Origin of the sequence: Enterobacteriaceae endosymbiont of Plateumaris braccata, from assembly GCF_012563325.1 — a bacterium.
In the GTDB taxonomy this organism is placed as follows: Bacteria; Pseudomonadota; Gammaproteobacteria; order Enterobacterales; family Enterobacteriaceae.
Genome location: NZ_CP046232.1, coordinates 278059 through 304951, shown reverse-complemented (window position 1 = coordinate 304951; position 26893 = coordinate 278059). Strand labels below are relative to the sequence as shown.

34 protein-coding genes, 3 tRNA genes and 1 pseudogene are annotated in these 26893 nt (G+C 21.1%); 31 read left to right on the top strand and 7 right to left on the bottom strand.

The window, feature by feature from the left end; genetic code table 11:
* Nucleotide 1: 1 nt before the first annotated feature.
* Genes rplX through rplQ form a run of 16 tightly spaced genes read left to right on the top strand, consistent with a single transcriptional unit; the run spans nt 2 to nt 8128 of the window.
* The gene (gene rplX / locus GJT80_RS01445) at nt 2-313 is read left to right on the top strand and encodes a 50S ribosomal protein L24 (protein ID WP_168867616.1); all 312 of its coding nucleotides are present in this window, start codon (nt 2-4) and stop codon (nt 311-313) included.
* 17 nt (nt 314-330) lie between these two features.
* Nucleotides 331-870 carry a 50S ribosomal protein L5 gene (gene rplE, locus GJT80_RS01440; protein WP_168867615.1) on the top strand — a complete coding sequence of 180 codons (540 nt, stop codon included), beginning with the start codon at nt 331-333 and terminating at the stop codon, nt 868-870.
* Between the two features lie 10 nt (nt 871-880).
* Nucleotides 881-1186, top strand: a complete 306-nt coding sequence (gene rpsN, locus GJT80_RS01435; RefSeq protein WP_168867614.1) for a 30S ribosomal protein S14 — start codon at nt 881-883, stop codon at nt 1184-1186.
* A gap of 33 nt (nt 1187-1219) precedes the next feature.
* The gene (gene rpsH / locus GJT80_RS01430) at nt 1220-1612 is read left to right on the top strand and encodes a 30S ribosomal protein S8 (protein ID WP_168867613.1); all 393 of its coding nucleotides are present in this window, start codon (nt 1220-1222) and stop codon (nt 1610-1612) included.
* A gap of 20 nt (nt 1613-1632) precedes the next feature.
* Nucleotides 1633-2163 carry a 50S ribosomal protein L6 gene (gene rplF / locus GJT80_RS01425; RefSeq protein WP_168867612.1) on the top strand — a complete coding sequence of 177 codons (531 nt, stop codon included), beginning with the start codon at nt 1633-1635 and terminating at the stop codon, nt 2161-2163.
* A 20-nt stretch (nt 2164-2183) separates the two neighbouring features.
* Nucleotides 2184-2537, top strand: a complete 354-nt coding sequence (gene rplR / locus GJT80_RS01420; protein ID WP_168867611.1) for a 50S ribosomal protein L18 — start codon at nt 2184-2186, stop codon at nt 2535-2537.
* Nucleotides 2538-2563: 26 nt separating this feature from the next.
* Nucleotides 2564-3094, top strand: a complete 531-nt coding sequence (gene rpsE / locus GJT80_RS01415) for a 30S ribosomal protein S5 (protein WP_168867610.1) — start codon at nt 2564-2566, stop codon at nt 3092-3094.
* Complete coding sequence (gene rpmD, locus GJT80_RS01410) at nt 3078-3257, top strand: 50S ribosomal protein L30 (RefSeq protein ID WP_168867609.1); 180 nt, start codon at nt 3078-3080, stop codon at nt 3255-3257. The genes rpsE and rpmD overlap by 17 nt, the downstream gene beginning before the upstream one ends.
* 1 nt (nt 3258) lies before the next feature.
* Complete coding sequence (gene rplO / locus GJT80_RS01405; protein ID WP_168867608.1) at nt 3259-3693, top strand: 50S ribosomal protein L15; 435 nt, start codon at nt 3259-3261, stop codon at nt 3691-3693.
* A 7-nt stretch (nt 3694-3700) separates the two neighbouring features.
* Nucleotides 3701-5026: a preprotein translocase subunit SecY gene (gene secY / locus GJT80_RS01400; protein ID WP_168867607.1), complete on the top strand. Its 1326-nt coding sequence runs from the start codon at nt 3701-3703 to the stop codon at nt 5024-5026.
* Between the two features lie 58 nt (nt 5027-5084).
* Nucleotides 5085-5201: a 50S ribosomal protein L36 gene (gene rpmJ / locus GJT80_RS01395; RefSeq protein ID WP_168867606.1), complete on the top strand. Its 117-nt coding sequence runs from the start codon at nt 5085-5087 to the stop codon at nt 5199-5201.
* Nucleotides 5202-5256: 55 nt separating this feature from the next.
* Complete coding sequence (rpsM, locus tag GJT80_RS01390; protein WP_168867605.1) at nt 5257-5616, top strand: 30S ribosomal protein S13; 360 nt, start codon at nt 5257-5259, stop codon at nt 5614-5616.
* Nucleotides 5617-5634: 18 nt separating this feature from the next.
* Nucleotides 5635-6027: a 30S ribosomal protein S11 gene (rpsK, locus tag GJT80_RS01385; RefSeq protein ID WP_168867604.1), complete on the top strand. Its 393-nt coding sequence runs from the start codon at nt 5635-5637 to the stop codon at nt 6025-6027.
* A 44-nt stretch (nt 6028-6071) separates the two neighbouring features.
* Nucleotides 6072-6692: a 30S ribosomal protein S4 gene (gene rpsD / locus GJT80_RS01380; RefSeq protein ID WP_168867603.1), complete on the top strand. Its 621-nt coding sequence runs from the start codon at nt 6072-6074 to the stop codon at nt 6690-6692.
* Nucleotides 6693-6716: 24 nt separating this feature from the next.
* Entirely contained in the window at nt 6717-7712 is a 996-nt protein-coding gene (locus GJT80_RS01375) for a DNA-directed RNA polymerase subunit alpha (RefSeq protein ID WP_168867602.1), read from the top strand.
* Nucleotides 7713-7747: 35 nt separating this feature from the next.
* Nucleotides 7748-8128: a 50S ribosomal protein L17 gene (gene rplQ / locus GJT80_RS01370; protein ID WP_168867601.1), complete on the top strand. Its 381-nt coding sequence runs from the start codon at nt 7748-7750 to the stop codon at nt 8126-8128.
* A gap of 13 nt (nt 8129-8141) precedes the next feature.
* Here rplQ and fmt read toward each other — a convergent pair whose 3' ends face one another.
* Together fmt and def are read right to left on the bottom strand one after the other, a co-directional pair.
* On the bottom strand, nt 8142-9116 hold the full coding sequence (gene fmt / locus GJT80_RS01365) for a methionyl-tRNA formyltransferase (protein ID WP_168867600.1): 975 nt from the start codon (nt 9114-9116) through the stop codon (nt 8142-8144).
* The gene (def, locus tag GJT80_RS01360) at nt 9103-9654 is read right to left on the bottom strand and encodes a peptide deformylase (RefSeq protein ID WP_168867599.1); all 552 of its coding nucleotides are present in this window, start codon (nt 9652-9654) and stop codon (nt 9103-9105) included. Before def ends, fmt begins: the two co-directional genes overlap by 14 nt.
* A gap of 194 nt (nt 9655-9848) precedes the next feature.
* Between def and tsaC the strand changes: the two genes are divergently transcribed.
* From tsaC to GJT80_RS01345, 3 genes are read left to right on the top strand one after another with little or no spacing between them, the layout of a single operon-like run.
* On the top strand, nt 9849-10397 hold the full coding sequence (gene tsaC / locus GJT80_RS01355) for an L-threonylcarbamoyladenylate synthase type 1 TsaC (protein ID WP_168867598.1): 549 nt from the start codon (nt 9849-9851) through the stop codon (nt 10395-10397).
* Nucleotides 10398-10417: 20 nt separating this feature from the next.
* The gene (gene aroE / locus GJT80_RS01350) at nt 10418-11251 is read left to right on the top strand and encodes a shikimate dehydrogenase (protein ID WP_168867597.1); all 834 of its coding nucleotides are present in this window, start codon (nt 10418-10420) and stop codon (nt 11249-11251) included.
* 13 nt (nt 11252-11264) lie between these two features.
* The gene (locus GJT80_RS01345) at nt 11265-11891 is read left to right on the top strand and encodes a Fe-Mn family superoxide dismutase (protein WP_168867596.1); all 627 of its coding nucleotides are present in this window, start codon (nt 11265-11267) and stop codon (nt 11889-11891) included.
* A gap of 1264 nt (nt 11892-13155) precedes the next feature.
* On the opposite strand, the gene dksA is transcribed toward GJT80_RS01345, so the two are convergent.
* Nucleotides 13156-13608: an RNA polymerase-binding protein DksA gene (dksA, locus tag GJT80_RS01340; protein WP_168867595.1), complete on the bottom strand. Its 453-nt coding sequence runs from the start codon at nt 13606-13608 to the stop codon at nt 13156-13158.
* Between the two features lie 598 nt (nt 13609-14206).
* On the opposite strand from dksA, the pseudogene GJT80_RS02500 reads away from it, so the two are divergent.
* The 7 genes and pseudogenes from GJT80_RS02500 (at nt 14207) to GJT80_RS01300 (ending at nt 17785) form a co-directional block, all read left to right on the top strand.
* Nucleotides 14207-14956, top strand: a pseudogene (locus GJT80_RS02500) (hypothetical protein).
* Nucleotides 14957-14959: 3 nt separating this feature from the next.
* Complete coding sequence (locus tag GJT80_RS01325; RefSeq protein WP_168867812.1) at nt 14960-15334, top strand: class I adenylate cyclase; 375 nt, start codon at nt 14960-14962, stop codon at nt 15332-15334.
* 132 nt (nt 15335-15466) lie between these two features.
* Complete coding sequence (gene trxA, locus GJT80_RS01320) at nt 15467-15796, top strand: thioredoxin (RefSeq protein ID WP_168867593.1); 330 nt, start codon at nt 15467-15469, stop codon at nt 15794-15796.
* 257 nt (nt 15797-16053) lie between these two features.
* Nucleotides 16054-17313 carry a transcription termination factor Rho gene (gene rho / locus GJT80_RS01315; RefSeq protein ID WP_168867592.1) on the top strand — a complete coding sequence of 420 codons (1260 nt, stop codon included), beginning with the start codon at nt 16054-16056 and terminating at the stop codon, nt 17311-17313.
* A gap of 207 nt (nt 17314-17520) precedes the next feature.
* Nucleotides 17521-17594, top strand: a tRNA-Arg gene (locus GJT80_RS01310).
* 28 nt (nt 17595-17622) lie between these two features.
* Nucleotides 17623-17695, top strand: a tRNA-His gene (locus GJT80_RS01305).
* Nucleotides 17696-17711: 16 nt separating this feature from the next.
* Nucleotides 17712-17785 (top strand) — tRNA-Pro (locus GJT80_RS01300).
* Between the two features lie 26 nt (nt 17786-17811).
* Here the strand turns inward: GJT80_RS01300 and ribB are convergent.
* On the bottom strand, nt 17812-18468 hold the full coding sequence (ribB, locus tag GJT80_RS01295) for a 3,4-dihydroxy-2-butanone-4-phosphate synthase (protein WP_168867591.1): 657 nt from the start codon (nt 18466-18468) through the stop codon (nt 17812-17814).
* A gap of 91 nt (nt 18469-18559) precedes the next feature.
* Nucleotides 18560-19528, bottom strand: coding sequence for a D-glycero-beta-D-manno-heptose-7-phosphate kinase (gene rfaE1 / locus GJT80_RS01290; RefSeq protein ID WP_168867590.1), 969 nt, complete (start codon nt 19526-19528; stop codon nt 18560-18562).
* 146 nt (nt 19529-19674) lie between these two features.
* On the opposite strand from rfaE1, the gene GJT80_RS01285 reads away from it, so the two are divergent.
* Nucleotides 19675-20907, top strand: coding sequence for a multifunctional CCA addition/repair protein (locus GJT80_RS01285; protein ID WP_168867589.1), 1233 nt, complete (start codon nt 19675-19677; stop codon nt 20905-20907).
* Here GJT80_RS01285 and GJT80_RS01280 read toward each other — a convergent pair.
* Both GJT80_RS01280 and tsaD read right to left on the bottom strand, forming a co-directional pair.
* Nucleotides 20900-21709 (bottom strand): undecaprenyl-diphosphate phosphatase, encoded by an 810-nt coding sequence (locus GJT80_RS01280; protein ID WP_168867588.1) that lies wholly within the window; start codon nt 21707-21709, stop codon nt 20900-20902. The genes GJT80_RS01285 and GJT80_RS01280 overlap by 8 nt on opposite strands.
* 23 nt (nt 21710-21732) lie before the next feature.
* Nucleotides 21733-22746, bottom strand: a complete 1014-nt coding sequence (tsaD, locus tag GJT80_RS01275; RefSeq protein WP_168867587.1) for a tRNA (adenosine(37)-N6)-threonylcarbamoyltransferase complex transferase subunit TsaD — start codon at nt 22744-22746, stop codon at nt 21733-21735.
* A 134-nt stretch (nt 22747-22880) separates the two neighbouring features.
* Here tsaD and rpsU point away from each other — a divergent pair, with 134 nt between their 5' ends.
* From rpsU to rpoD, 4 genes are all read left to right on the top strand, one after another.
* A complete protein-coding gene (rpsU, locus tag GJT80_RS01270) occupies nt 22881-23096 on the top strand; it encodes a 30S ribosomal protein S21 (protein ID WP_168867586.1) in 216 nt (71 codons plus the stop codon).
* 77 nt (nt 23097-23173) lie between these two features.
* Nucleotides 23174-23710 (top strand): CHC2 zinc finger domain-containing protein, encoded by a 537-nt coding sequence (locus tag GJT80_RS02530; protein ID WP_168867585.1) that lies wholly within the window; start codon nt 23174-23176, stop codon nt 23708-23710.
* Nucleotides 23707-24933 carry a DNA primase gene (locus GJT80_RS02525; RefSeq protein ID WP_168867584.1) on the top strand — a complete coding sequence of 409 codons (1227 nt, stop codon included), beginning with the start codon at nt 23707-23709 and terminating at the stop codon, nt 24931-24933. Before GJT80_RS02530 ends, GJT80_RS02525 begins: the two co-directional genes overlap by 4 nt.
* 135 nt (nt 24934-25068) lie before the next feature.
* On the top strand, nt 25069-26889 hold the full coding sequence (gene rpoD / locus GJT80_RS01255; RefSeq protein WP_168867583.1) for an RNA polymerase sigma factor RpoD: 1821 nt from the start codon (nt 25069-25071) through the stop codon (nt 26887-26889).
* The last annotated feature ends 4 nt before the right edge of the window (nt 26890-26893 follow it).

Here is a 26893-nt window from a genome sequence, read left to right as displayed (position 1 = left end):
TATGGCATCTAAATTACATTGTAATGATGAAGTTATTATTTTAACAGGTAAAGATAAAGGTAAAAAAGGCAAAATAAAATATTTTTTAAATTCTACATTAGTTATTATAGAAGGACTAAATTTAATAAAAAAACACATTAAACCTAATCCTTCTAACTCTAATTCAGGTGGAATAATAGAAAAAGAAAATTTTATTCATATTTCTAATATAGCTATATTTAATACTCAAACTAAAAAACCTGATCGTATAGGTTTTAAATTTATAAAAGGTAAAAAATTACGTTTTTTTAAATCTAATAATAAAATTATTTAATAAATAGGTAATATGTTATGTCAAAATTATATAATTACTATAAAAATAAAATAGTAAAAAATTTAATATATAGTTTTAAATACTACTCTATTATGCAAGTTCCTCGTATAAGTAAAATTACTTTAAATATGGGTGTAGGAAAAGTTATTTCTAATAAAAAACATTTAGAAAATGCCATAAATGATTTAACCGTAATTAGTGGGCAAAAACCTTTGATTACTAAAGTTCATAAATCAATAGCAGGATTTAAAATTAGACAAGGTTATCCTATAGGATGCAAAGTTACTTTGCGTAGTAAAAGAATGTGGTATTTTTTTGAACGTTTATTATTTATTGCAATACCTAGAATAAGAGATTTCAGAGGATTATCTAAAAAATCTTTTGATGGATATGGTAATTATAATATAGGAATTAAAGAACAAATAATTTTTCCTGAAATTAATTTTGATAAAATTGATTATATTCGTGGATTAGATATTTCTATCTCTACTACAGCTAATTCTAATAAAGAAGGCTATGCTTTACTTCATGAATTAAATTTTCCATTTCGTAACTAAGGATTTTATTGTGGCTAAAGAATCTATAAAAGCTCGTGAAATTAAAAGAATAAAATTAGCAAAAAAATTTTTTATAAAAAGACAAAAATTAAAAAAATTAATATCTAGTTTAAATGTATCAGATAAAGTTCGTTGGGATGCAATTTTTAAATTACAATCTCTTCCAAGAGATTCTAGTCTTTCTAGACAAAGAAATAGATGTAAACAAACAGGTAGACCTCATGCTTTTTTAAGAAAATTTGGTTTAAGTAGAATTAAAGTACGTGAATCTGCAATGAAAGGAGAAATTCCTGGATTAAAAAAAGCTAGTTGGTGATGAATAATATAAATATATTATAGGATATAAAATATGTGTATACAAAATCCTATTGCTGATATGTTAACAAGAATTCGCAATGGTCAATTATCAAAAAAAATAAAAATTATAATGCAATATTCAAAAATTAAACAATCAATTGCAAATATTTTAAAAAATGAAGGATATATTAAAAATTTTAAAGTTATTAAAAATAATATATCTCAATTAGAAATTTACTTAAAATATTTTAGAGGTAAAGCTGTAATAGAAAATATTAAATGTGTAAGTCGCCCTGGATTAAGAATTTATCAAAGAAAAAAAAATTTACCTAAAGTTATGGCAGGATTAGGAATTGCTATTATTTCTACATCAAAAGGAATAATGACTGATTATACTGCACGTAATTATGGAATAGGTGGCGAAATAATTTGTTATATTTCATGATTAATTAATAAGGTATTAAAATGTCTCGAATAGCTAAAAACCCTATTTTTATTCCTGATAATGTCAAAATTATCATAAATAAACAAAAGATAATTGTTAAAGGAAAAAATGGTATATTAAAAATATTAATTAATCCTTTAATAAAAATTAAAATTAATAATAAACAGTTATTATTTTTACCTAAAAGAAATAATAATAATGTTTGGTCATATGCTGGAACATCAAGATCTATATTAAATTCTATGATTATAGGGGTAACTAAAGGTTTTTTTAAAAAACTTATTTTATTTGGTATAGGTTATAGAGTTACTCTTAACAAAAATATTTTAAATTTAATGTTAGGATATTCTCATCCAATTTATTATACTTTACCTGAAGGAATTAAAGCAGATATAAATCAAAATGAAATACTTTTAAAAGGATCAAATAAACAATTATTAGGTCAAGTAGCTGCTAATATTAGATCTTATAGAACTCCTGAACCGTATAAAGGAAAAGGTATTAGATATAGTTATGAAAAAATAAAAATTAAAGAAATAAAGAAAAAATAAGGATAAATAAATTAAATATTATGAATAAAAAAAAAATTATTCGTATTAGAAGAATAACTAAATTACGAAAAAAACATTATGAACTAAAAACTACACGTTTAGTTATACATCGTACTTCGCGTCATATATATGCTCAAATTATATCTTATAAAAATAAAGTTTTAATAACTGCTTCTACTTTAGAAAAAAATATTCGTGAAAAACTATCATATACGGGTAATATAGAAGCTGCTATTATAACAGGAAAAGAAATTGCAAAAAGATCAATTAATAAAGGTATCACTATTGTTTCATTTGATCGTTCAGGATTCAAGTATCATGGACGTATTAAAGCATTAGCAAATGCTGCACGTGATTCAGGTCTACAATTTTAATTATTTAATTTTAAAGGAATGATTTAATGCCTATTTATGATAATAAAAATCAAAATAATGAATTGAAAGAAAAACTTATTTCTGTAAATAGAGTATCTAAAACTGTCAAAGGAGGGCGAATATTTTCATTTACAGCATTAACTGTTGTTGGTAATGGTAAAGGTCGTGTGGGATTTGGTTATGGTAAATCTAGAGAAGTTCCTAATGCAATACAAAAAGCTATGGAAAAAGCAAGAAAAAATATGATTAATATTGTACTAAATAATAGTACACTACAATATCCTGTTAAAGGTAATCATACAAGTTCTTATATATTTATGAAACCAGCTCATGAAGGTACTGGTATTATAGCTGGGGGAGCTATGAGAGCTGTTTTAGAAGTAACTGGAATTTATAATGTTTTAGCAAAAGCTTATGGTTCAACTAATCCTATTAATATAGTTAGAGCAACTATAAAAGGTTTATCTAGCATGAAATCATTAAAAATGATTGCAGCCAAAAGGGATAAAACAGTCGAAGAAATAGAAAGGAATATGAAAAATGTTAAAAAATATTAAAATTACACAAATTAAAAGTTCTATAGGTAGATTACCAAAACATAAAGCAATTTTAAGTTGTTTAGGTTTAAAACATATAGGTCATACAGTAATTAAGACAAAAACTCCTATTATTATAGGTATGATAAAAAAAATTTTTTATATGATAAAAATAGGTAATTAAAATGTATTTAAATACTTTAATTCCTTCTTTAGGATCTAAACATTATAAAAAACGTTTAGGAAGAGGTATTGGTTCAGGATTAGGAAAAACTAGTGGTAGAGGGCATAAAGGACAAAAATCTCGTGCTGGTAGTAAAATAAATAAATCTTTTGAAGGGGGACAAACTCCTTTACATAGAAGATTACCAAAATTTGGTTTTCAATCACGTAAAAAAAAATTTTATAAAGAAATTACATTAAATAATTTAAATAAAATAAAAAGTAATATTATTGATTTAAATACTTTAAAACAATTTAAAATTGTTAGTAAAAAAATTAAATATGTTAAAATTATAAACACTGGGAAAATTTTTATACCAGTGAAGCTTATTAAATTACGTTGTACAAAAAATGCAAAACTTTTTATTGAAAAATTAGGTGGCAAAATAAAGGAATAAAAAATCAATGATAAAACCATTTTCTAAATTAGATTTTCAAAGTACTAAAAAAGGTTTTAGTGAATTAAAACAAAGATTCATATTTTTAATTAGTGCTTTAATTATTTTTCGTATAGGATCTTTTATTCCTATACCTGGTATAAATTTAAATATATTAAATAAATTAATTCAACATCAAAATGGTACTATTATTGATATGTTTAATATGTTTTCTGGTGGAGCTTTAAGTAGAGCTTCTATTTTAGCTTTAGGAATTATGCCATATATTTCAGCATCAATTATTTTACAATTATTAAGTGTTCTACATCCTAAATTAATTGCTTTAAAAAAAGAAGGAGAATCAGGTAGACGTAAAATTAGTAAATATACCAAATATACTACATTAATTTTATCTGTTATACAATCCATAGGAATTGTAACTGGATTACCTAAAATGTCAGGTATGCATAATTTAATTATAAATCCAAATATCTGTTTCTTTTTTGTTTCTGTGTTAAGTTTAGTTACAGGAACTATGTTTTTAATGTGGTTAGGAGAGCAAATTACAAAAAAAGGAATTGGTAATGGTATTTCTATGATTATAGTTGTAGGTATTATTTCAGGATTACCAACTGCTATTGGACATACGATAGAACAAATTAACGAAGGTGATTTAAATTTTTTTATAATATTAATATTATTAATAATAATTTTTATTATTACTTTTTTTGTTGTTTTTATGGAAAGAGGTCAAAGAAAAATAATAGTTAATTATGCTAAAAGATATAGCGGAAGAAACTTATATAAACAACAAAATACTCATTTACCATTGAGAATTAATATGTCAGGGGTAATACCCGCAATATTTGCTTCAAGTATTATTTTATTTTTTGTTACAATAACTTCTTGGTTTGGTAATAGTACAGGATGGGAATGGCTTAAAAATATTGCTATTATTTTACAACCTAAACAAATATTTTATATGATATTATATGTATCATTAATTATGTTTTTTTGTTTTTTTTATACACTTTTAGTATTTAGTCCAAAAGAAACAGCAGATAATTTAAAAAAATCAGGTGCCTATATTTCTGGTATACGTCCAGGAGAACAAACAGCTAAATATATTAAAAAAATCATTTTACGATTAACATTAACAGGAGCACTATATGTTAGTTTTATATGTTTAGTACCTGAATTTTTGCGTAACATAATAAATGTTCCTTTTTATTTTGGAGGAACATCATTACTAATAGTAGTAGTTGTTACTATAGATTTTATAACTCAAATACAAACATTAATTATGTCAACTCAATATGAATCTATGTTAAAAAAAATTAATTTAAAATCATAAATTTTAAAAATTTCATTTTTTTATAAAATAGTTTTTATCAAAGGATATATATTATAATATGAAAGTACGTACTTCTGTTAAAAAATTATGTCGTGATTGTAAAATTGTTCGTCGTAATAGAGTAGTTCGTGTTTTGTGTAAAAAAGATCCTAAACATAAACAACGTCAAGGTTAAATAAAATTAATAATAAAAAATTATTAATTTTATTTTTACAAATAAAGGAGTTAATGTGGCTCGTATAGCAGGAATTAATATTCCTAATAATAAACATATTAAAATAGCATTACAATATATTTATGGTATTGGTAATTCTCATTCTATACGTATTTGTAAAATTATTAATATTAATGAATATACTAAAGTAAATTTATTATCAGAAAAACAAATAGATCTACTAAGAGTAGAAGTATCTAAATTTACAGTAGAAGGAGATTTAAGAAGAAAAGTTAATTTAGATATTAAGAGATTAATTGATTTAGGATGTTATCGTGGATTAAGACATCGTAAGGGTTTACCAGTAAGAGGACAACGTACTAAAACAAATGCACATACTAGAAAAAAATTTCGTAAAATTTTTAAAAAACAATAATTTTATTGAGTTATTAATATGAAAAAAAAACAAAATTCTAAATTTAAAAAAAATATTAAAAAACAAGTTATTGATGGTATAGCACATATACATGCATCATTTAATAATACTATTGTTACTATTACAGATAGACAAGGAAATTCATTAGGGTGTGCTACAGCGGGAGGTTCTGGTTTTAGAGGTTCTCGTAAATCAACACCATTTGCTGCACAAGTAGCAGCAGAACGCTGTGTAGAATCTGTAAAAGATTATGGTATAAAAAATCTTGAAGTTATGATAAAAGGACCAGGACCAGGAAGAGAATCAACAATTAGAGCATTAAATAATGCTGGCTTTCGTATTACAAACATTACTGATATAACACCAATACCTCATAATGGTTGTCGTCCTCCAAAAAAAAGACGTGTATAGTATATACATTATTATAAATAATATTAAAGAGTATAAAGAATACAATGGCAAAATATTTAGGACCTAAATTAAGATTAAGTAGAAGAGAAGGTACAGATTTATTTTTAAAATCTAATGTTCGTAACATTGATTCAAAATGTAAATTAGAACAAGCTCCTGGACAACATGGAATGAAAAAATCCAGATTATCTGATTATGGTATACAATTAAGAGAAAAACAAAAAGTACGTCGTATATATGGTGTTTTAGAAAAACAATTTCATAATTATTATAAAAAAGCATTAAGATTGAAAGGAAATACAGGATTGAATTTATTATGTTTATTAGAAAAAAGATTTGATAATGTTTTATATCGAATGGGATTCAGTGTTACCAGGTCAGAAGCAAGACAGCTTATATGTCATAAATCTGTAAAAATTAATAATAATATTGTTAATATACCTTCTTGTCAAATAAATATTAATGATAAAATAGAAATATGTGAAAAATCAAAAAAACAAATAAGAATAAAAGCTGCTATTGACCTTTCTAGTCAATTTGAAAAATCAAATTGGTTAGAAGTAGACACTAATAAAATGACAGGTGTATTTAAACGCATTCCAGAACGTTCTGATTTATCATCAGATATTAATGAACATTTAATAATTGAATTATATTCAAAATAATTTTATAAAATTGAGAGATTATAAATGAATAATTCTGTAACTGAATTTTTGAAACCCCGTTTAGTTAATATTAAAAAAATTAATAAAACTACTGTTAGTGTTACTCTTGAACCTTTAGAAAGAGGGTTTGGACATACATTAGGTAATGCATTAAGACGCATTTTATTATCTTCAATGCCTGGATATGCAGTTACTGAAGTAGAAATTGAAGGAATATTACATGAGTATAGTACTAAAGAAGGAGTTCAAGAAGATATTATTGAAATTTTATTAAATTTAAAAAAATTAGCTATAAAAGTTAAAAGTAATAAACAAGAATTTTTTTTAACTTTAAATAAATCAGGAATTGGTCCAGTCATAGCAGCTGATTTAAATCATGGAAATGATATTGAATTAATAAATCCAAATTATATTATTTGTAATTTAACAGATCAAAATACTTCAATTAACATGAAAATTAAAATTGAATTAGGTAGAGGATATGTTGCTGCATATACTAAAATTAATTCTGAAAAATATAATGATCGTCCAATAGGTCGACTATTAATTGATGCATGTTATAGTCCAATTGAAAGAATAATATATAATGTTGAAGCTGCAAGGGTAGAACAAAGAACAGATTTAGATAAATTAATAATAGAAATGGAAACTAATGGTACTATAGATCCAGAAGAAGCAATAAGAAAAGCTGCTACAATTCTTTCAGAACAATTAGAAACTTTTGTTTATTTACGTGATATACCTCAACAAGAAATTAAAGAAGAAAAGCCTGAATTTGATCCTATTTTATTACGTCCAGTAGATGATTTAGAATTAACTGTTAGATCTGCTAATTGTTTAAAAACAGAATCGATACAATTTATAGGTGATTTAGTACAACGTACTGAAGTTGAATTGCTTAAAACACCTAATTTAGGAAAAAAATCTTTAACAGAAATTAAAGATATTTTAGCTTCTAAAGGTTTATCATTAGGAATGCGTTTAGAAAATTGGCCTCCAATTATAATTGATAAAAAATAATTATTTAATTTTTTTAATATTAAAGGTAACATAATATGCGTCATCGTAAAATAGGTCGTCATTTAAATAGAACTAGTAGTCATCGTAAATCTATGTTTAAAAATATGGCTAATTCTTTAATTAAATACGAAATTATTAAAACAACAACTGTAAAAGCTAAAGAATTAAAAAGAACAATAGAACCATTAATAACAATTGCAAAAAATAATAATATTTCTAATAAAAGATTAATTCGTTCTCGTATAAATAATAAAAATAATTTAATTAAATTATTTAATTTCATAGCCCCAAGATTTAAAAATAGATTAGGAGGATATACACGTATAATAAAATGTGGATTTCGTAATGGTGATAAAGCACCAATGTCATATATAGAATTATTAGAGCGAAAAATAATAATTAAAAAAAAAACATAATTTAAATTATAAATTATTTTAAAATTTTACCTTTAGAAAAAAGTTTAATATATTTTTTATTGTTAAAAAAATCTCTAATATTCATTGGTATTCTTCCACTAGGTTGAATAACTTTAATTTTTAAAATTCCATTAATTGTATTTATATTAATACTACTATTAATATTAACATATAATATTTCACCTGGAACCGATATTTTTTTATTAAAATTATTATCTACTATTTCTGCATACCATATTTTAAATCTTTCATTTTTTAATAAAAAATATGTTCCTGGGTATGGATTGAAAGCACGAATAATACATTCGATTTTTTTAGCTGAAAGAGACCAATTGATTTTACTTTCTTTTTTTAAAATTTTTTTAGCATATGTTGTTTTTATATCATATTGATTTTGAGGTTTAAGTATAATATCTTTTCCTTTAGAAAAAATATTTAAAACATATAAAAGACCTTTTAAACCTAATATACATAATCTATTATGTAAAGTACCATATGTCTCATTTAAATGAATATCACATTTTTTTTGATAGATAATATCTCCAGCATCTAAATAACTATTCATTTTAATTATACTTATACCAGTTTGAGTATCATTTTCATATAAAGCTCTTTGTATTGGCGCAGCACCTCTCCATCTAGGTAATAATGACGCATGTACATTAATACATCCTAAACTTGGTATATTTAAAATTGATGGAGGTATTAATAAACCATAATCTACAACAATAATTATATTAAATTTATATTTTAGTATTGAATTTAAAAATTCTTTATTATTTAAAGATGAAGGTTGTAAAATATTTATTTTATGTTGTAAAACCAATTTTTTAATAGGGTTAAAAGTTAATTTCTGTCCTCTATTAGAGTAATTATCTGGCTTAGTAATAACACAAACTATTTTATAGTAATTTAATAATTCTTTTAAATGAAATACTGCAAAATGAGAAGTACCCATAAAAATAATTTTAATTTTATTTGCATTCATTATAATTATATATAATTTTATTTTTTTTATGACGTATTATTTTTTGATGAAATTTTTTCATTTTTTTATAAACTCTTTGATATTTTAAATTAGATAAATAATCAATAAATAAAATACCATTTAAATGATCTATTTCATGTTGTAAACAACATGATAATAAATTATCAGCTTCTATTTCAAAATTTTCATTAATTAAATTTTTTGCTTGCACTTTAACTGTTTTATATCTAAAAATAAAATATTTTTGTTGAGGTATTGATAAACATCCTTCTTCATTGCTAATTTGGTTTTTATTTTGTATAGTTAATTTTGGATTAATAAAAATTAACGGATTATTTTGTTTTTTTGATATATCTATAACTATAATACGTTTATGTATTCCTATTTGTGTTGCTGCTAAACCTATACCTTTATAAGCATACATAGTTTGGATCATATTATTAATTAATAAATTAATTTTATTATCTATTTTTTTTACATTTTTAGCTATAGTACGTAATTCATTATTTGGAAAATATAATAATTTTAATATTGACATAAATTTTTATAAAAATTATTTATTGTTAAATTATTATTTTAAATTAAATATATTATTTATAATACTTATAAATAATATATTTATATATTTTTTAAAAATATTTTTTATTAAAAGATGATTATATGATAAAATAAAACTTAATACAATTAATAATTATATGACTATTAATATTAATCTATCAAATTAATTACGTTATGAATTTTAATATATTTATTGATGCATTAAAACTAGGTAAAATAATTGCTTATCCTACTGAATCTTCATTTGGATTAGGATGTGATCCTGATAACAAAAATGCAGTATATAAATTATTATCTATAAAAAAACGTAATATTAATAAAGGATTTATTTTAATAGCTTCAAGTTATAAACAGATATTATCTTATATAGATGAAACTAAATTATCTTTAAAACAAATTAATATGATTTTATCATGTCAAAAATTTATAACATGGACAATTCCTATATCATTAAATACTCCTTATTGGTTAACAGGAAATTTTAACTCAATAGCTATTCGTATAACTAATTATTATCCTATTAATCAATTATGTCATTTTTATGGAAAACCTATTATTTCTACTAGTGCAAATATAACAGGTTGTAAACCATGTTTATATTCTCATGAAATTAATTCTCATTTTAAAAAAAAAATATTAATTTTAAATGGTTTTGTTGGAAGATATAAAAAACCATCTGAAATTAGAGATAGTATAACAAATACAATTATTAGAAAAGGATAATAATAAACAAGTGATAGAATATGAAAATGTTTGCTATTTTTGGAAATCCTATAAAACACAGTAAATCTCCTATAATACATAAACTTTTTGCAAAACAATTAAATATTTTACAACAATATAAAAAAATATATGTTCCAATTAACAAATTTAATAATATAGTTAATTATTTTTTTAAACATGGAGGTTTTGGAGCTAACATCACAATACCATTTAAAAAAGATGCATATGATATATGTGATTTTTTAACGGAAAGAGGAATAAAAAGTGGAGTAGTAAATACATTAAAGATTATTGAAAATAATAAAATATTAGGAGATAATACTGATGGTATTGGTTTATTAAAAGATTTACAAAAAATTAATTTTATACATAAAAATAGTAATATCTTGTTATTAGGTGCAGGAGGAGCAGCTAAAGGTATTATATATCCTCTTATTAATTTTGGTTGTAAAATTACAATAACTAATCGTACTTATAAAAATTCCTGTAATCTTTTAAAACATTTTAACAATATAAAACATATTGATGTTCTCAAAATAGAAGATATTAATAATATAATTAATAAAAAAAAAATAAATTATGATTTAATCATAAATGCAACATCTAGTAGTATTAAAGGTGAAATTCCAAATATTTCTTCTAATATTATACATTCTAATATTTTTTGTTATGATTTATTTTATGATTCTAGTATTACACCATTTTTAAAATGGTGTTTACATCATGGAGCTAAAAAAATATCTGATGGTATAGGGATGCTAATAGAACAAGCAGCTTATTCATTTTTTTTATGGCATGGAATTATGCCTAATACTACATTAATTTTAAAAGAATTTAAAAAAAAATATTCATAAAGGAATTATTTATATGGTTTATAAATTACCATCTTTATCATATAGTTATTCTGCATTAGAACCATTTTTTGATAAAGAAACAATGGAAATCCATTATACAAAACATCACCAAAATTATGTAAATAATACTAATTTAATTATTGATAAAATTAATTTAAAAAATATTTCAATAAATGAATTATTATCTATGATAGATGTAATACCATTATCAACTTCACAAAGAAATTTTTTACGTAATAATGCAGGTGGTCATGCCAATCATAGCTTTTTTTGGAAAATTTTAAAAAAAAATACTCAACCTAATAATATAATTAAAGAAGCTATAGTAAAATCATTTGGTAGTTTTAAAAAATTTCAAAAAATTTTTGAAAATATTGCTACAAATTTTTTTGGATCAGGATGGATTTGGTTAATTAAAAAAAATAACATTTTAAGTATAGTTACTACTAAAAATCAATATAATCCATTAATGGGAAAAAATATTAATGGTTTTTTTGGTTATCCTCTAATAGCTTTAGATTTATGGGAACATGCATATTATTTAAAATATCAAAATCAAAGATCTTTATATATAAAAGCCTTTTGGAATGTATTAAATTGGGATGAAGTACAAAATTTATTTTTAAAAAGTGAAATATAATTTTTTTATTTTTATAAACGATATGTTTTATTATATCTTAATATAAAACATATCGTTTGAAATTTTTAATTAATATATTAAAATTATAAATATAATATTATTATATAAATTAAAAATTAATAATTTATTTAAAATTTATTTAAATAAAAATGTAAATATTTAAAAAAATAATTTTATATTTTACTTAAATCTAATATCTTTATTGTAATAATTATTGTAAAATTCTTAGTTCATTAATAAATAAATTTATAGGTAATATTCAATTTTTTAGTTGCAATTTAATAAAAAATAATTTTAAATTAAAAAATTAATATGTCTAGTAATTTAAAATTTTAATCTTTTAAAACTATAGTAGATATTGATAACTTAAGAAGTTTATTATTGAATAAAGAAAAATATTATATTAAAAATTGAAAATATATTAATAAATTAAATTTATAAAAATAAAAAAACTATATAGATTAAATATTATCAGAAGAAATTAAAAGATGTTTTATGATAATAAAATTTTTTATATATGATCATTTACAATTATTAATTTTAAATATACTAATAGTCAAAATTGTTATTAAATTAAAATATTACATATGATTATTTTTAAAGATTTGAACTATAAAAAAATATTATTTTAATTAAATTATAAATTTATAATAATAAATTATTTTTATATTTTATAAATTTAAATATAAGTTAATTAGTAAAATTAAATAAGATTATAAGTATTAATAATAAATATTCTAAACTAAAAAATTATTTCTAAATTTTGTTACTTAAAAATATAAGAATATTTTATCATATTTAGTCAAATTATTAGATCATAAAGAAAAAATATTTTAGAATTTAATTCTATATAATTTATAGTTCTAGATTTAATTAAAATTAATATTATTAAATCACTTATATTCAAATATTATTTCATCATTTAAAAAATTTAAATTTAAACATAATATTGAAAAATTATTAATTATTTTATATTAATATTTTTTCTTACATATTTATTTTTAATTTTTATTTATTATTATAAGTATTTTAATTACTATATTATTTTTTTGCTGAATTATTAAATACCATTTTATTAAAAATATTAGTATTATTAATTTAATTTTACATTTTTTAAATTCTTTAAATTTATTCAAAAGGAGTTTTTTTTATTTACTTTTTTTACTATAATTATTTTGAACAAAAATATAAAAAATAAGATTTATTTTTTATATTATTTCCAGAAATTATTCTAATTTATAAATATAAATTTATAAATTATTGTTTATCCTGCTATTTGTTTTTCACGAATTTCGGCTAAAGTTTTACAATCAATACATAGATGCGCAGTAGGACGAGCTTCTAGCCTTTTTAAACCAATTTCTATTCCACAAGATTGACAATAACCAAAATTATTTTGTTTAATTTTTATTAAAGTTACTTCAATTTTTTTAATTAATTTTCTTTCTCTATCTTTATTTCTTAAATTAAAATTAAATTCTTCTTCTTGTACAGCTCTATCTATTGGATCAGAAAATTTTGACATTTCATTTGGAATATAAGAAATATTATGACTATTTTCATTTATTAATTGTTTTCGCCAAGATTGTAATATTTTTTTAAAATGAAATAATTGTTTTTCATTCATATATTCTTCTTCTGGTTTTAATTTATAAGGAGAAACTCCAGCAATAGATAAAATATTTAAAGAAGATAAAATTTTATTTTTTTTTTTCATATTTACTCCAATATGTATTTAATTATATTTACTAATGATAGTATAGATAAAGTTAAGTTTTATTAAATTTTTTCTAAAGATATTTTTAAAAAATTTTTAAAATTTATAAACAAATTTTTATATTAATTTTTTATATTATATATTTAATATATTAATGTAATTAAAATTTATTTTAATTAATTTATTTGTATTTATCTTAAATCAATTTTATTTAATAAATAAATATATAAAAATATTTTATATTTATCTAAAACTAAAAAACTATTTGAGTTTTAATATATTCAGAAATATATAAATTATATTTAATAAATAAAATTTTACTTAAAATATCTAAATTTAATTTTTTTTATTTATACTATATATTTTATAATTATAAAAATATATTTTAATGTATTAAATAGACAATTATATAATAATAATATTTACTTATGAGTAAAATAAAAAGATTTTTTACTATAAAATTAATCATATATTTCAAAATTATCAATTTTATAAAAAATATAATATAATTAAAATATAAGATTAGCAACTAAAATATATTAAATATAAATTAACAAATATTTAATATTTAATACTTTTATTTATTATAAAGAATTTAATGAAAAAAATTTTTTTTTATTATATAGAAAAAAATATAAAAAGAATGCATATATTAAATCAATTGAGAATTTATAGATCTATAAACTTAATGAATTATATTTTTAAAAAAATATATATCTTATTACCTATATTATTACATTATAATCATCCATTAATTCCAGGATATATTTCAGATAATATTCCATACGGCATAGATAATTTTTATCCTAACAAAAAATATTTATCTTTATTAACAAAAAATTTTAATATTTTTATAAAAAAGAAATATTTTAAATATAACAATCCAATTACAGGAATATATTCTATGGGTAGTATATCATCCATTGGTCAAAATAAAAATTCTGATTTTGATATCTGGGTGTTTCATCAAATATAGTTAAGTAAAAAAAAATGTTTATATTTAAGAAAAAAATTTTCTATTTTAAAAAAATGGTGTAATTTAATGGGTGTGAAAGTAATTTTTTTTTTAATAGGTGAAAAATATTTTCGTAAAGAAAATATTTTAATAAAAAAACCCTCTTTTAATATTATTAATAAAAATCTTTTATTAGATGAATTTTATAGAACAGCTGTTCGTATGGCTGGTAAACCTATAATATGGAATATTATACCAATTAATAAAGAAAATTGTTACAATGATTATGTAAATTTTTTATATAAAAAAAATTTTTTATTAAAAAATGAATGGTTAGATTTAGGAGGATTAAAAAACATTTCTGTTGAAAACTATTTTAAATATAGTTTATGATATATTTATAAAAAAATAGATTTAGATCCTTATAAAACGATCTTAAAAATATTATTATTAGAAAGTTATTTATACGAAAATCCTAATATTAAATTATTAGCTATCGATTTTAAAAAATATTTACATGATGGTAGTATCACTTCATTAGAATTAGATTCTTATTATATGATGTTAAAAAAAATTACAATTTACTTAATTAAAATTGGTGATTTAAAAAGATTGGATTTAATTAGAAAATGTTTTTATATTAAAACACGTGTAAAATTATCAATAAATAAAAAAATTTGTAATTGGCAATATTATGAAATAAACATTTTAGTTAAAAATTGGAAATGGAATTTTAATAAAATAAAATATTTAGATAATATTAAATATTAATAAAAATTAAATTTGTATATTTATTAAATTCATTATACAATAATAGATCATATTTGTTTTAAATAGTTATTTAGTATAAACAATTATTTTTAATAATATATAAATATATACAAAAGGATATTAATTCATTTTATGAAAAATTCAACTATTATTCATTTAACTGATATAAATTTTAAAACACAAATTAATATTAATAATTTTATTATAGTTGATTTTTGGGCCGATTGGTGTAATCCATGTAAAATGTTTTCTTTAGTTCTAGATGAAATATTTAAAAAATATAGTAAAAAAATATTTTTTGCTAAATTAAATATTGATAAATATCCAAATATAGCTCAAAAATATGATGTCCGTAGTATACCAACAATTATATTATTTAATAATGGTATTATCATAGATCAAATTACTGGCTCAATTAATAAAATTCAATTAACAAAGTTTTTAGATAAACATTTAAAGTAATAAATTTATATTTTAATAAAAATTAAATTTATTAATTTTTATTAAAATAATATAAATTATATAAATTATAGGAGGATTTTATAATGTTTAATTATAAATATTTATTTTGATATAAAATATATACTAGTAATATATAACTTAATTAAAATTTTATAAATTATATTAAAATATTAAATATAATATATATATTAATTATTTAACAATGCCATTTCAAAAGAAATGTTTCAGATTTATTCAAAGATTAAGACCTCACCATTATGAATCTTACCGGATTAAAAAATAAACTAATATCGGATTTACTTAATTTAGGAAAAAGTATCAATTTAGAAAATTTATCTAGAATGCGTAAACAAGATATTATTTTTGCTATATTAAAACAACATTCTAAAATTGGAGAAGATATTTTTGGTGATGGAGTATTGGAAATATTACAAGATGGATTTGGATTTTTACGTTCATCTGATAGCTCTTATTTAGCTGGACCGGATGATATCTATGTTTCTCCAAGTCAAATTAGACGTTTTAATTTACGTACTGGAGATACAATTTCAGGTAAGATACGTCCTCCAAAAGAAGGAGAAAGATATTTTGCTTTGTTAAAAGTTAATAAAGTTAATTACGATAAACCTGAAAATGTTCGTAGCAAAATTCTTTTTGAAAATTTAACTCCATTACATGCTAATTCTCGATTAAGTATGGAAAGAGGTAATGGATCTACAGAAGATTTAACAGCTCGTGTTTTAGACTTAGCTTCACCTATTGGAAGAGGTCAAAGAGGATTAATTGTAGCACCACCTAAAGCTGGAAAAACTATGTTATTACAAAACATAGCACAAAGTATAGCTTATAATCATTCAGAATGTATGTTAATAGTATTATTAATTGACGAACGCCCTGAAGAAGTTACTGAAATGCAAAGATTAGTTAAAGGAGAAGTTATTGCATCAACTTTTGACGAACCTGCATCTAGACACGTTCAAGTATCAGAAATGGTTATTGAAAAAGCTAAAAGATTAGTTGAACATAAAAAAGATGTTGTAATCTTATTAGATTCTATGACTCGTTTAGCTAGAGCTTATAATACAATTGCTCCTGCTTCAGGTAAAGTATTAACAGGTGGTGTAGATGCTAATGCTCTTCATCGTCCTAAACGTTTTTTTGGTGCTGCAAGGAATGTTGAAGAAGGTGGTAGTTTAACTATAATAGCAACAGCATTAATTGATACTGGATCTAAAATGGATGATGTAATTTATGAAGAATTTAAAGGCACAGGTAATATGGAATTACATTTATCACGTAAGATAGCTGAAAAAAGAGTTTTTCCTGCTATTGATTATAATCGTTCTGGAACTAGAAAAGAAGAGTTATTAAGTTCTCAAGAAGATTTACAAAAAATGTGGATTTTAAGAAAAATTATTCATCCTATGAGTGAAATTGATGCTATGGAGTTTCTTATAAATAAATTATCTATGACTAAAACAAATGATGAATTTTTTGATATGATGAAAAGATCATAAATGATAAATTTATAAAATTTATTATTTATTTAAACTAAAGAAATTATTTTTCATAATAAAAATAATATATACAATATACATTTGAAATTTTTAATTTTACATATATTTATATAAACATTTTATTTACTAAAATTTTTTATATTTTTTATCAAAATTACTAGACATTAAAGTTATGAATTTGTAATATCAATTATATAAATAATTAAAGCATCCGTAGCTCAGTAGGATAGAGTACTGTTTTCCGAAAACAGAGGTTTCAGGTTCAATTCCTGTCGGGTGCATAAAATTTATTTAATATTATTTATTATGGTGGCTATAGCTCAGTTGGTAGAGCACTGGATTGTGGTTCCGGTTGTCATGGGTTCAAATCCCATTAGCCACCCATGTAGAAAAATTAACGGCGAGTAGCGCAGTTTGGTAGCGCAACTGGTTTGGGACCAGTGGGTCGGAGGTTCAAATCCTCTCTCGCCGATAATTATTAATTATTATTATTTTTTTTTAAAAAAAAAGATTATATTTAATTCTAAAGTTAATGATATCTTTTACAGTTAATACTGGCATATGATTTTTTTTAGCAAATAAAATAGTATCTTTAATACGAGCCATTGATCCATTATCATTTGTTAATTCGCATAGTATTCCTGTAGGATTCATTTTTGCTATTTTTAATAAATCTATAGTAGCTTCTGTATGTCCTTTTCTTTTTAAAACTCCTTCTTTAACAGCTCTTAATGGAAAAATATGTCCAGGTCTATTTAAATCTTTAGGTTTTACATTAATATTTATAGCTGTTTTAATAGTTGTAAATCGATCCTGTGCGGATACTCCAGTAGTAATACCTTTTGCTGCTTCAATTGTAACTGTAAAACCTGTTTTATAAAAATTAGTATTATTTTTGACCATCATAGGTAAATGTAATTTTTTACGTAAATGTTCAGTAATACATAAACAAATAATACCACTCCCATATCTAATAGTTAAAGCTATTTGTTTTACAGTAATTTTTTCTGCAGAAAAAACAATATCACTTTCATTTTCACGATTTTCATTATCTAATATTAATACACCATTTCCATTATTAAGAGATAAAATTGCATTATTTATTCTAGTAATTGAATTACCAAATTGATAACAAAGTAAACTATGATTATTCATAATATATATATAATAACTTTAAATAAAATTAATATATTCATTATAAATAATAAATTAAAATATCAAATTAATTAAATATCAATTATTTGATTTATTGATGTTTATCAAAATTTTCTTTTATTAAATTTTTTAATTCATCAAAACTAACAGTAGCAGTACCAAATTTACTAACTGCTATACTTGCTGCCATATTAGATAAAAAACATGAATCTTCAAGTGATATTTTATCTTGAACTAAAAATGCTGATAAAACACCAATAACAGTATCACCAGCACCAGTTACATCTAAAACTTGATTTGCTTGAGATTTAAAATGAATAGGTTTTTTATTTTTTTGAATTAAACTCATTCCATGTTCTGACCTAGTGACTAACAATGAATTTATATTATAACGTAAAATTAAATTTAAACCTTTATTAACTAATTCTTTTTCAGAATTACATTTACCTACTACTAATTCAAATTCAGTTAAGTTAGGAGTTAATAATGTAGCACCAGAATATTTTTCATAATTTTTGCCTTTAGGATCAATAATAACGGGTATTTTTGACAAATTAGCTAATTTAATCATAGATTGTATATTACATAATGTTCCTTTATTATAATCAGAAAAAACAATAATATTAATATTAGATATAATTTTTCTAATATTTTCTAATAAAAGATTATTATAATGTATATTTTTATATTTTTTTTCACAATCTAATCGTATTAATTGTTTATTTAAAGATAATACTCTTGTTTTAATTATAGTTTTAAACTTAATACTTTGAATAAAATTATAATCAACATGATTTTTTTTTAATTTATTTTTAATGATATTTGCTGCATAATCTATACCTAATAAGCCAAATAATTTAACATTAGCACCAATAGAAGCTATATTCATAGCAACATTTGCTGCTCCTCCAGGTATATAATTTATATTTTTAATTTTTATTACTGGTGCATCAGCTTCTGATGATATTTTATTTATTGATCCATGAAAATAGCGATCTAACATTATATCACCTACTACTAAAATTGTTTTGTATTTTAAATCAGGTAATATTAATTTCATTTTAATAGTCCATTATAATAATCTTAGTTTATAATTATATTAAATAGTTTTATTATAATAAATTTAATATAAAAATAATATTTATATAAAATTAATATTTTAACAAATTTATAACATAAATTATATTTAATTAAGGAGTATAATAATTGAAAATTTATTTAGTAGGTGGTGCTGTTAGAGATATTATCTTAAATTTAAAATTTTCAGATAGAGATTGGTTAGTAGTAGGTGCAGACATAAATTTAATGATTAAATTAGGTTATAAATTAGTTGGAAAAGATTTCCCTGTATTTTTACATCCAATAACACATGAAGAATATGCATTAGCTAGAACTGAAAAAAAATCAGGACATGGATATGAAGGATTTACTTATTATTCATCACCTAATGTTACATTAGAAGAAGATTTATTACGTAGAGATCTTACTATTAATGCTATTGCTCAAGATCAATCTGGAAAATTTTATGATCCATATAATGGAATAAAAGATATTCATGATAAATTACTTAAACATGTTTCTAGTTCTTTTAAAGATGATCCTTTAAGAGTATTAAGAGTTGCTAGATTTGCTGCAAAATTATCACATTTAAAATTTAGTATCGATAAAAATACATTTAAATTAATGAAAATAATGAGTTCTTCTGGAGAATTATCTTACTTAAAACCAGAAAGAATTTGGAAAGAAACTGAAAATGCTCTTAAAGGATCAAATCCACATATATATTTTAAAACATTAAGAAAATGTGGTGCATTATCTATAATTTTTCCAGAAATTGATAAATTATATGGCGTTCCGGCTCCAGCTAAATGGCATCCTGAAATAGATACTGGAATTCATACTATGATGACATTATCTATTGCATCAAAATTAACTTCTAATATAGAAATAAGATTTGCTGCTTTATGTCATGATTTAGGTAAAGGAATTACTCCTAAAAAATTATGGCCTAGACATCATGGACATGGTATTGCTGGAATACCTTTAATAAAAAAATTATGTAAAAGATTAAAAATACCAAATAATATTCGTGACTTAGCTGTTTTATCTGCTAAAGTACATGATATAATACATGATATTTATAATCAAAAAGCAGAAGATATACTTAATATATATAATATAATTGATGCATGGAGAAAACCTTATAGAGTTAAACAAATTGCATTAATTAGTGAATCTGATGCTAGAGGAAGATTTACATTAGATTCTATTTGTTATAAACAAGGAAAATATTTTATTGATATATATAAACATATATTTAAAATAAATAATAAGGATATAATTCAAACTGGTATCAAAGGATTCAATATTTCTAAAATAATAAATCAACGTAGATTAAAATTATTAAAATTATTTATCTTATCTAAAAAACTTAAATAAATTTTATATATAAAAATAAAACAATGAATAGACGATATATAGCAAACCATTTTAAAGAAAAATTACTTATAATATATAAAAAAAATTTAATAGTCATTAAACTAATAATAAATGATATGATGAAACCTATAATAATAAATTTAATATCTTCTATAGAAAATATTCGAAAATGTTTATACATTTCTAAAAAACTAGCGCCAAAAATTATTGGTATTGCTATGATAAAACAAAATTCTAATGATGCTAAACGACTTATTCCTAATAACAAACTAATTGATAAAGTTGAACCTGATCTAGATATACCAGGAAATAAAGATAAACATTGAAAAAATCCAATAATTAATATTTGATTATATGTTAAACAATTAATATTATTAATGCTAGGTGTCTTTGGTTTAAATATTTCAGATAAATATAGCATTATACTACCAAACATTAATCCGTAAATAACTGTAATAATATTCATGAAAGATTTAATTTTATTATAAAATAATAATCCAATAATAATTATTGGTAATATACATACTATTATATGTAATAATGTTAGTTTCTTTTTATAAAAAATACCATAAGTTAATGTATTATTAATAATTTTAATTATTTTAGACCAAAAAATAATACAAGCTGATGTTATAGATCCTAATTGAATTATTATTTCAAAAATTTTTATTTTTTCATTTTCAGTTATATTAAGTATATTATTAAATATAATCATATGTCCTGTAGATGATATAGGTAAAAATTCAGTTAATCCTTCAATAATACTTAATAAAATAATTGTAGAATATTGTAATATAATCATAATATAAATTTAATTTATAAAAATTATTTATTAAAATTTAATTTTAATTTATTATTAATAATAATATTGTGTGATATATAATTATTTTTTTGATAAAATTTTTTTATACCAACATATGCAATCATCGCTGCATTATCAGTACATAACTTAGTAGTATTATAAAAAATTTTAATTTTAGTTTTTTTAAATTTTTTTATTAAATATGATCTTAATTTTTTATTAGCACTTACTCCTCCTGAAATTACTAATTTTTTTATTTTATATTTTTCTAAGGCCCATAAACTTTTTATAAAAAGAGTATCTATAACAGCATCTTCAAAAGCACAAGCAATATCTGCTTTTGTTTGAAAATTTAAAAAATTATATTTATTAATAAAATTTTTGGTAAAAGTTTTTAATCCAGAAAAACTAAAATTTAAATTATTTTTATTTTTTATCATAGGTCTAGGAAAAATAAAACGTTTTGAAATACCAAATTTAGCTATTTTAGATAAATTTTTTCCTCCTGGAAAATTTAAACCTAACATTATTGCAATTTTATCTAAAGCCTCTCCAGCTGCATCATCAATATTATGTCCTAATATTTTATATTTTCCAAACTTATAAACATAAATTAATTGTGTATTACCTCCAGAAACTACTAAAACAATAAAAGGAAAATCTGGTTTTTTTTTTTCTAACATTATAGATAACAAATGTCCTTCAATATGATTAATAGGAATAACTGGTATTTTTAAAGAAAATCCTAATGTATGTGCCATAATTGCACCTATCATTAATGAATTAATTAATCCTGGACCTGCAGTATAAGCAATCATATTAATTTCATTTATTTTTTTTCTACTAAAAAATAATGTTTTTTTAATTAACGGAATAATTTTTTTTAAATGTTGTCTAGCAGCTAATTCAGGAACGATACCTTTATATTTTTTATGTATTTTTTGATTATAAACATTATTACATAATAATCCATGTATACTATCATAAATAGATATAGCAGTATCATCACATGATGTTTCTATCCCCATTACTAACATTTTTTCACCTATAATAAAATTTTTAATATAAATTATATTTAACTAAAAAAAATATATTTTATAGTATATATTATAAAATATGATATAATTTATTACTTATAATAGTAATTATATATAATAGAGAATTTTAAAAAATGCCAGTAATTAAAGTACGTGAAAATGAACCATTTGACTTAGTTTTAAGACGTTTTAAACGTGCTTGCGAAAAAGCAGGTATTTTATCAGAAGTTAGACGTCGAGAATTTTATGAAAAACCTACAACAGAAAGAAAAAGAACTAAAGCATCAGCAATTAAACGACATGCAAAAAAAATAGCAAGAGAAAATTTAAAAAAAATTCGTTTATATTAATAAATATATAACTAGAGTAAATAGATAATATACAAATATAAATAGTTATTTACTTATTTAAATAATATATCATATCCATGAAAACATATATTTCCCATACATATATAAATGATTTACTTAGTAAAAGTAATATTTTATCAATAATACAAAACAGGATACAATTAAAAAAAAGAGGTAAAAATTTTTTTGGTATTTGTCCATTTCATTTAGAAAAACATCCTTCATTTGTTGTTAGTGAAGAAAAACAATTATATCATTGTTTTGGCTGTGGAGTACATGGTAATATAATTGACTTTATAATGAATTATGATCATATTAATTTTATTGAAAGTGTTAAATTAATATCTAATTTTTTTGGTATTATAATTCCTTATAAAAATGACAAAAACAATTTACATAATATAAATAAAAAACAATATATATATAATTTAATGTTTGATATTAATAAATTATATAAAGATTCTTTAGTAAATTCTTCTTTAGGAAAAAAAGCTTATCAGTATTTATTAAATCGTGGTTTTAATAAAAAAATATTGGATGAGTTTTCTATTGGTTTTTCTAATAAAAATTTAATTTATTTCATATGTGATGATGAAAAAAAAAAAAATATTTGATTAAAGAATTAAAAATATTAATTTATAGTAAAACTACAAAAAACTATTTTGATATTTTCTATAATCGTATAATATTTCCAATTAAAAATATACAAGGTCAAATTATTGGTTTTGGTGGTCGAACCTTAGAAAATAAAGAACCAAAATATTTAAATTCCCCAGAGAATATTTTTTTTCATAAAAGAAATGAGTTATATGGTTTATATGAAATAAAAAAAAAATTTCATTTATTAGAAAAAATTTTAGTTGTAGAAGGATATACTGATGTTATTAGTTTATTTCAATTTAATATAAAATATGTAGTAGCAATTTTAGGTATATCCATCACAAATGAACATATAAAAAAGTTATTTCAAATTACTAATAAAATTATTTATTGTTATGATGGGGATAATGCTGGAAGAAAAGCTAATTGGCATTCATTAAAAATTAGCTTATCTCATATGGTACATGGTAAACAAATAAATTTCTTACTGCTTCCAGATGGAGAAGATCCGGATAGTTTAATAAAAAAAGAAGGAAAAATTTTGTTTGAAAAACATATTAATAATAGTTTATCATTTTCAGATTTTTTTTTTAAAGTTTTAATAAATAAAATAAATCTTAAAGATTGCGAAGGAAAAACTAAATTTATTAATATAGCATTATCATTAATACATAGTATACCAGATTATATTTTTCAAGTTAATTTAATAAAAAAAATAGGAGAAAAAATAGGTATTTTAAATTTTTTTGAAATATATCAGTTAACTATTAAAAAAAAAAATATAAAAAAATTATTCAATAATGATTATTTAAGTAACTTTAGAAAAACAACAGTACGAATGTTAATTAGTTTATTATTACAAAAACCTGAATTAATTAAAATTATACCAAAATTAAAATTATTTAAAACATCTAATATTAATGGTTTAAATTTTTTTGTAGAATTAATCAAGATTTGTAATAAAGAAAAAATCACAACAGTACAAATATTAGAACGATATAGAGGAACAAAATTTAAAAAACCTCTTGAAATATTAGCAGTATGGAACCATATGGTTCCAGAAGAAGAAATAGAAAATTTTTTTATACATTTAATTAATAAGTTAAAAATGAATCTTATAGAAGAAAGACAAGAATATTTAATTTTTTTAGATAGAAAAGAGGGATTAGATCTGAAAAAAAAAAAAGAATTATGGTCTTTAAATAAAAATTTGGTTAAAATTAAAAAAAATTTTTAAAATATATTAAATTTTATTTTTTATTAAATATTAGATATATATTATAATATAATTATGAATAAAATATTCGTTTTTTATTTGTTTTTGTAAAATAATAATCTTATAAAATATGATAGTAGAAGTATGGAATTTTTTATGGAGCATAACTCACAATTACAGTTTAAACTTCTTGTTATACGTGGTAAAGAACAAGGATATTTAACTTATTCAGAAGTTAATGATCATCTACCAGATGATATTATTGGTTCCGATCAAATTCAAGATATTATTCAAATGATAAATGATATGGGAATTCAAATAATGGAAGAAGCTCCTGATGAAGACGATTTAAATCAAAATGATAATATAAACAATGAAACAGAAGAAGAATCTTTAGTACAAGTGTTATCTACTAATATTGATTCAGAAATAGGTAGGACTACAGATCCAGTACGTATGTATATGCGTGAAATGGGTACGGTAGAACTATTAACAAGAAAAGGCGAAATTAATATTGCTAAAAGAATAGAAGAAGGTATTAATCAAGTACAGTGTTCTTTTGTTGAATATCCAAAAGCTATTATTTATTTATTAAAAAAATATGATCAAGTAGAATTAGGAAATATTCGTTTATCTGATTTGATTAACGGTTTTATTAATATAAATATTAATGAAGAAATTATGTTAAATAAAATTATTAATATTAAAAAAGAATTCTCTGAAGAAGAAAATGAATCAAGTGATAATGAAAATATTATAGATCCTAAATTAGCTAAAGAAAAATTTTCAGAATTAAGAAATCAATATCATATTACATCTTTTATAATAAAAGAAAAAGGTAGAAATCATAATCATTCTATAAATGAAATACAGAATCTTGCAGAAATATTTAAACAATTTCGTTTAGTGTCTAAAGAATTTGATTTTTTAGTTAATAATATTCGTTCTATAATGTCACGTATTCGTATACAAGAACGTTATATAACAAAATTATGTGTTGAAAAATGTAAAATATCTAAAAATAAAACTATTTTATTACTTGTTTCAAGTAAAACTAATATAAATAATTTTTGTAATCAATTAGAAAAATTAAAAATAAATAATAAATTATCATTATCAGAATTAAAAAATTTATTTGAAAAAATAGAAAATAGTTTTATACAATTAATTAAAATTGAAAAAGAAACTGGATTAACTATTAATCAAATAAAAAATATAAACAAAAAAATATCAATAGGTGAAGCTAAAGCTAAACGTGCTAAAAAAGAAATGGTTGAGGCTAATTTAAGATTAGTTATTTCTATTGCAAAAAAATATACAAATAGAGGATTACAGTTTCTTGATTTAATTCAAGAAGGTAATATTGGTTTAATGAAAGCAGTAGATAAATTTGAATATAGAAGAGGTTATAAATTTTCCACATATGCCACTTGGTGGATAAGACAAGCTATAACAAGATCTATTGCTGATCAAGCTAGAACTATACGTATTCCAGTTCATATGATTGAAACTATTAATAAATTAAATCGTATTTCTAGACAAATATTACAAGAAATTGGTAGAGAACCTACTCCTGAAGAATTATCAGATAGAATGATGATTCCAGAAGATAAAATTAGAAAAGTATTAAAAATAGCAAAAGAACCTATCTCTATGGAATCTCCTATAGGAGATGATGAAGATTCACATTTAGGTGATTTTATTGAAGACAGTTCTCTAGAATTACCTTTAGAATCAGCAACTTCAGAAAGTTTACGCTTAGCTACATATAATATATTGTCTAGTTTAACTCCAAGAGAAGCTAAAGTATTAAGAATGAGATTTGGTATTGATATGAATACTGACCATACATTAGAAGAAGTAGGAAAACAGTTTGATGTAACTCGAGAAAGAATACGTCAAATCGAAGCTAAAGCATTAAGAAAATTACGTCATCCAAGTCGTTCAGAAATACTTAAAAGTTTTTTAGATGATTAAATCA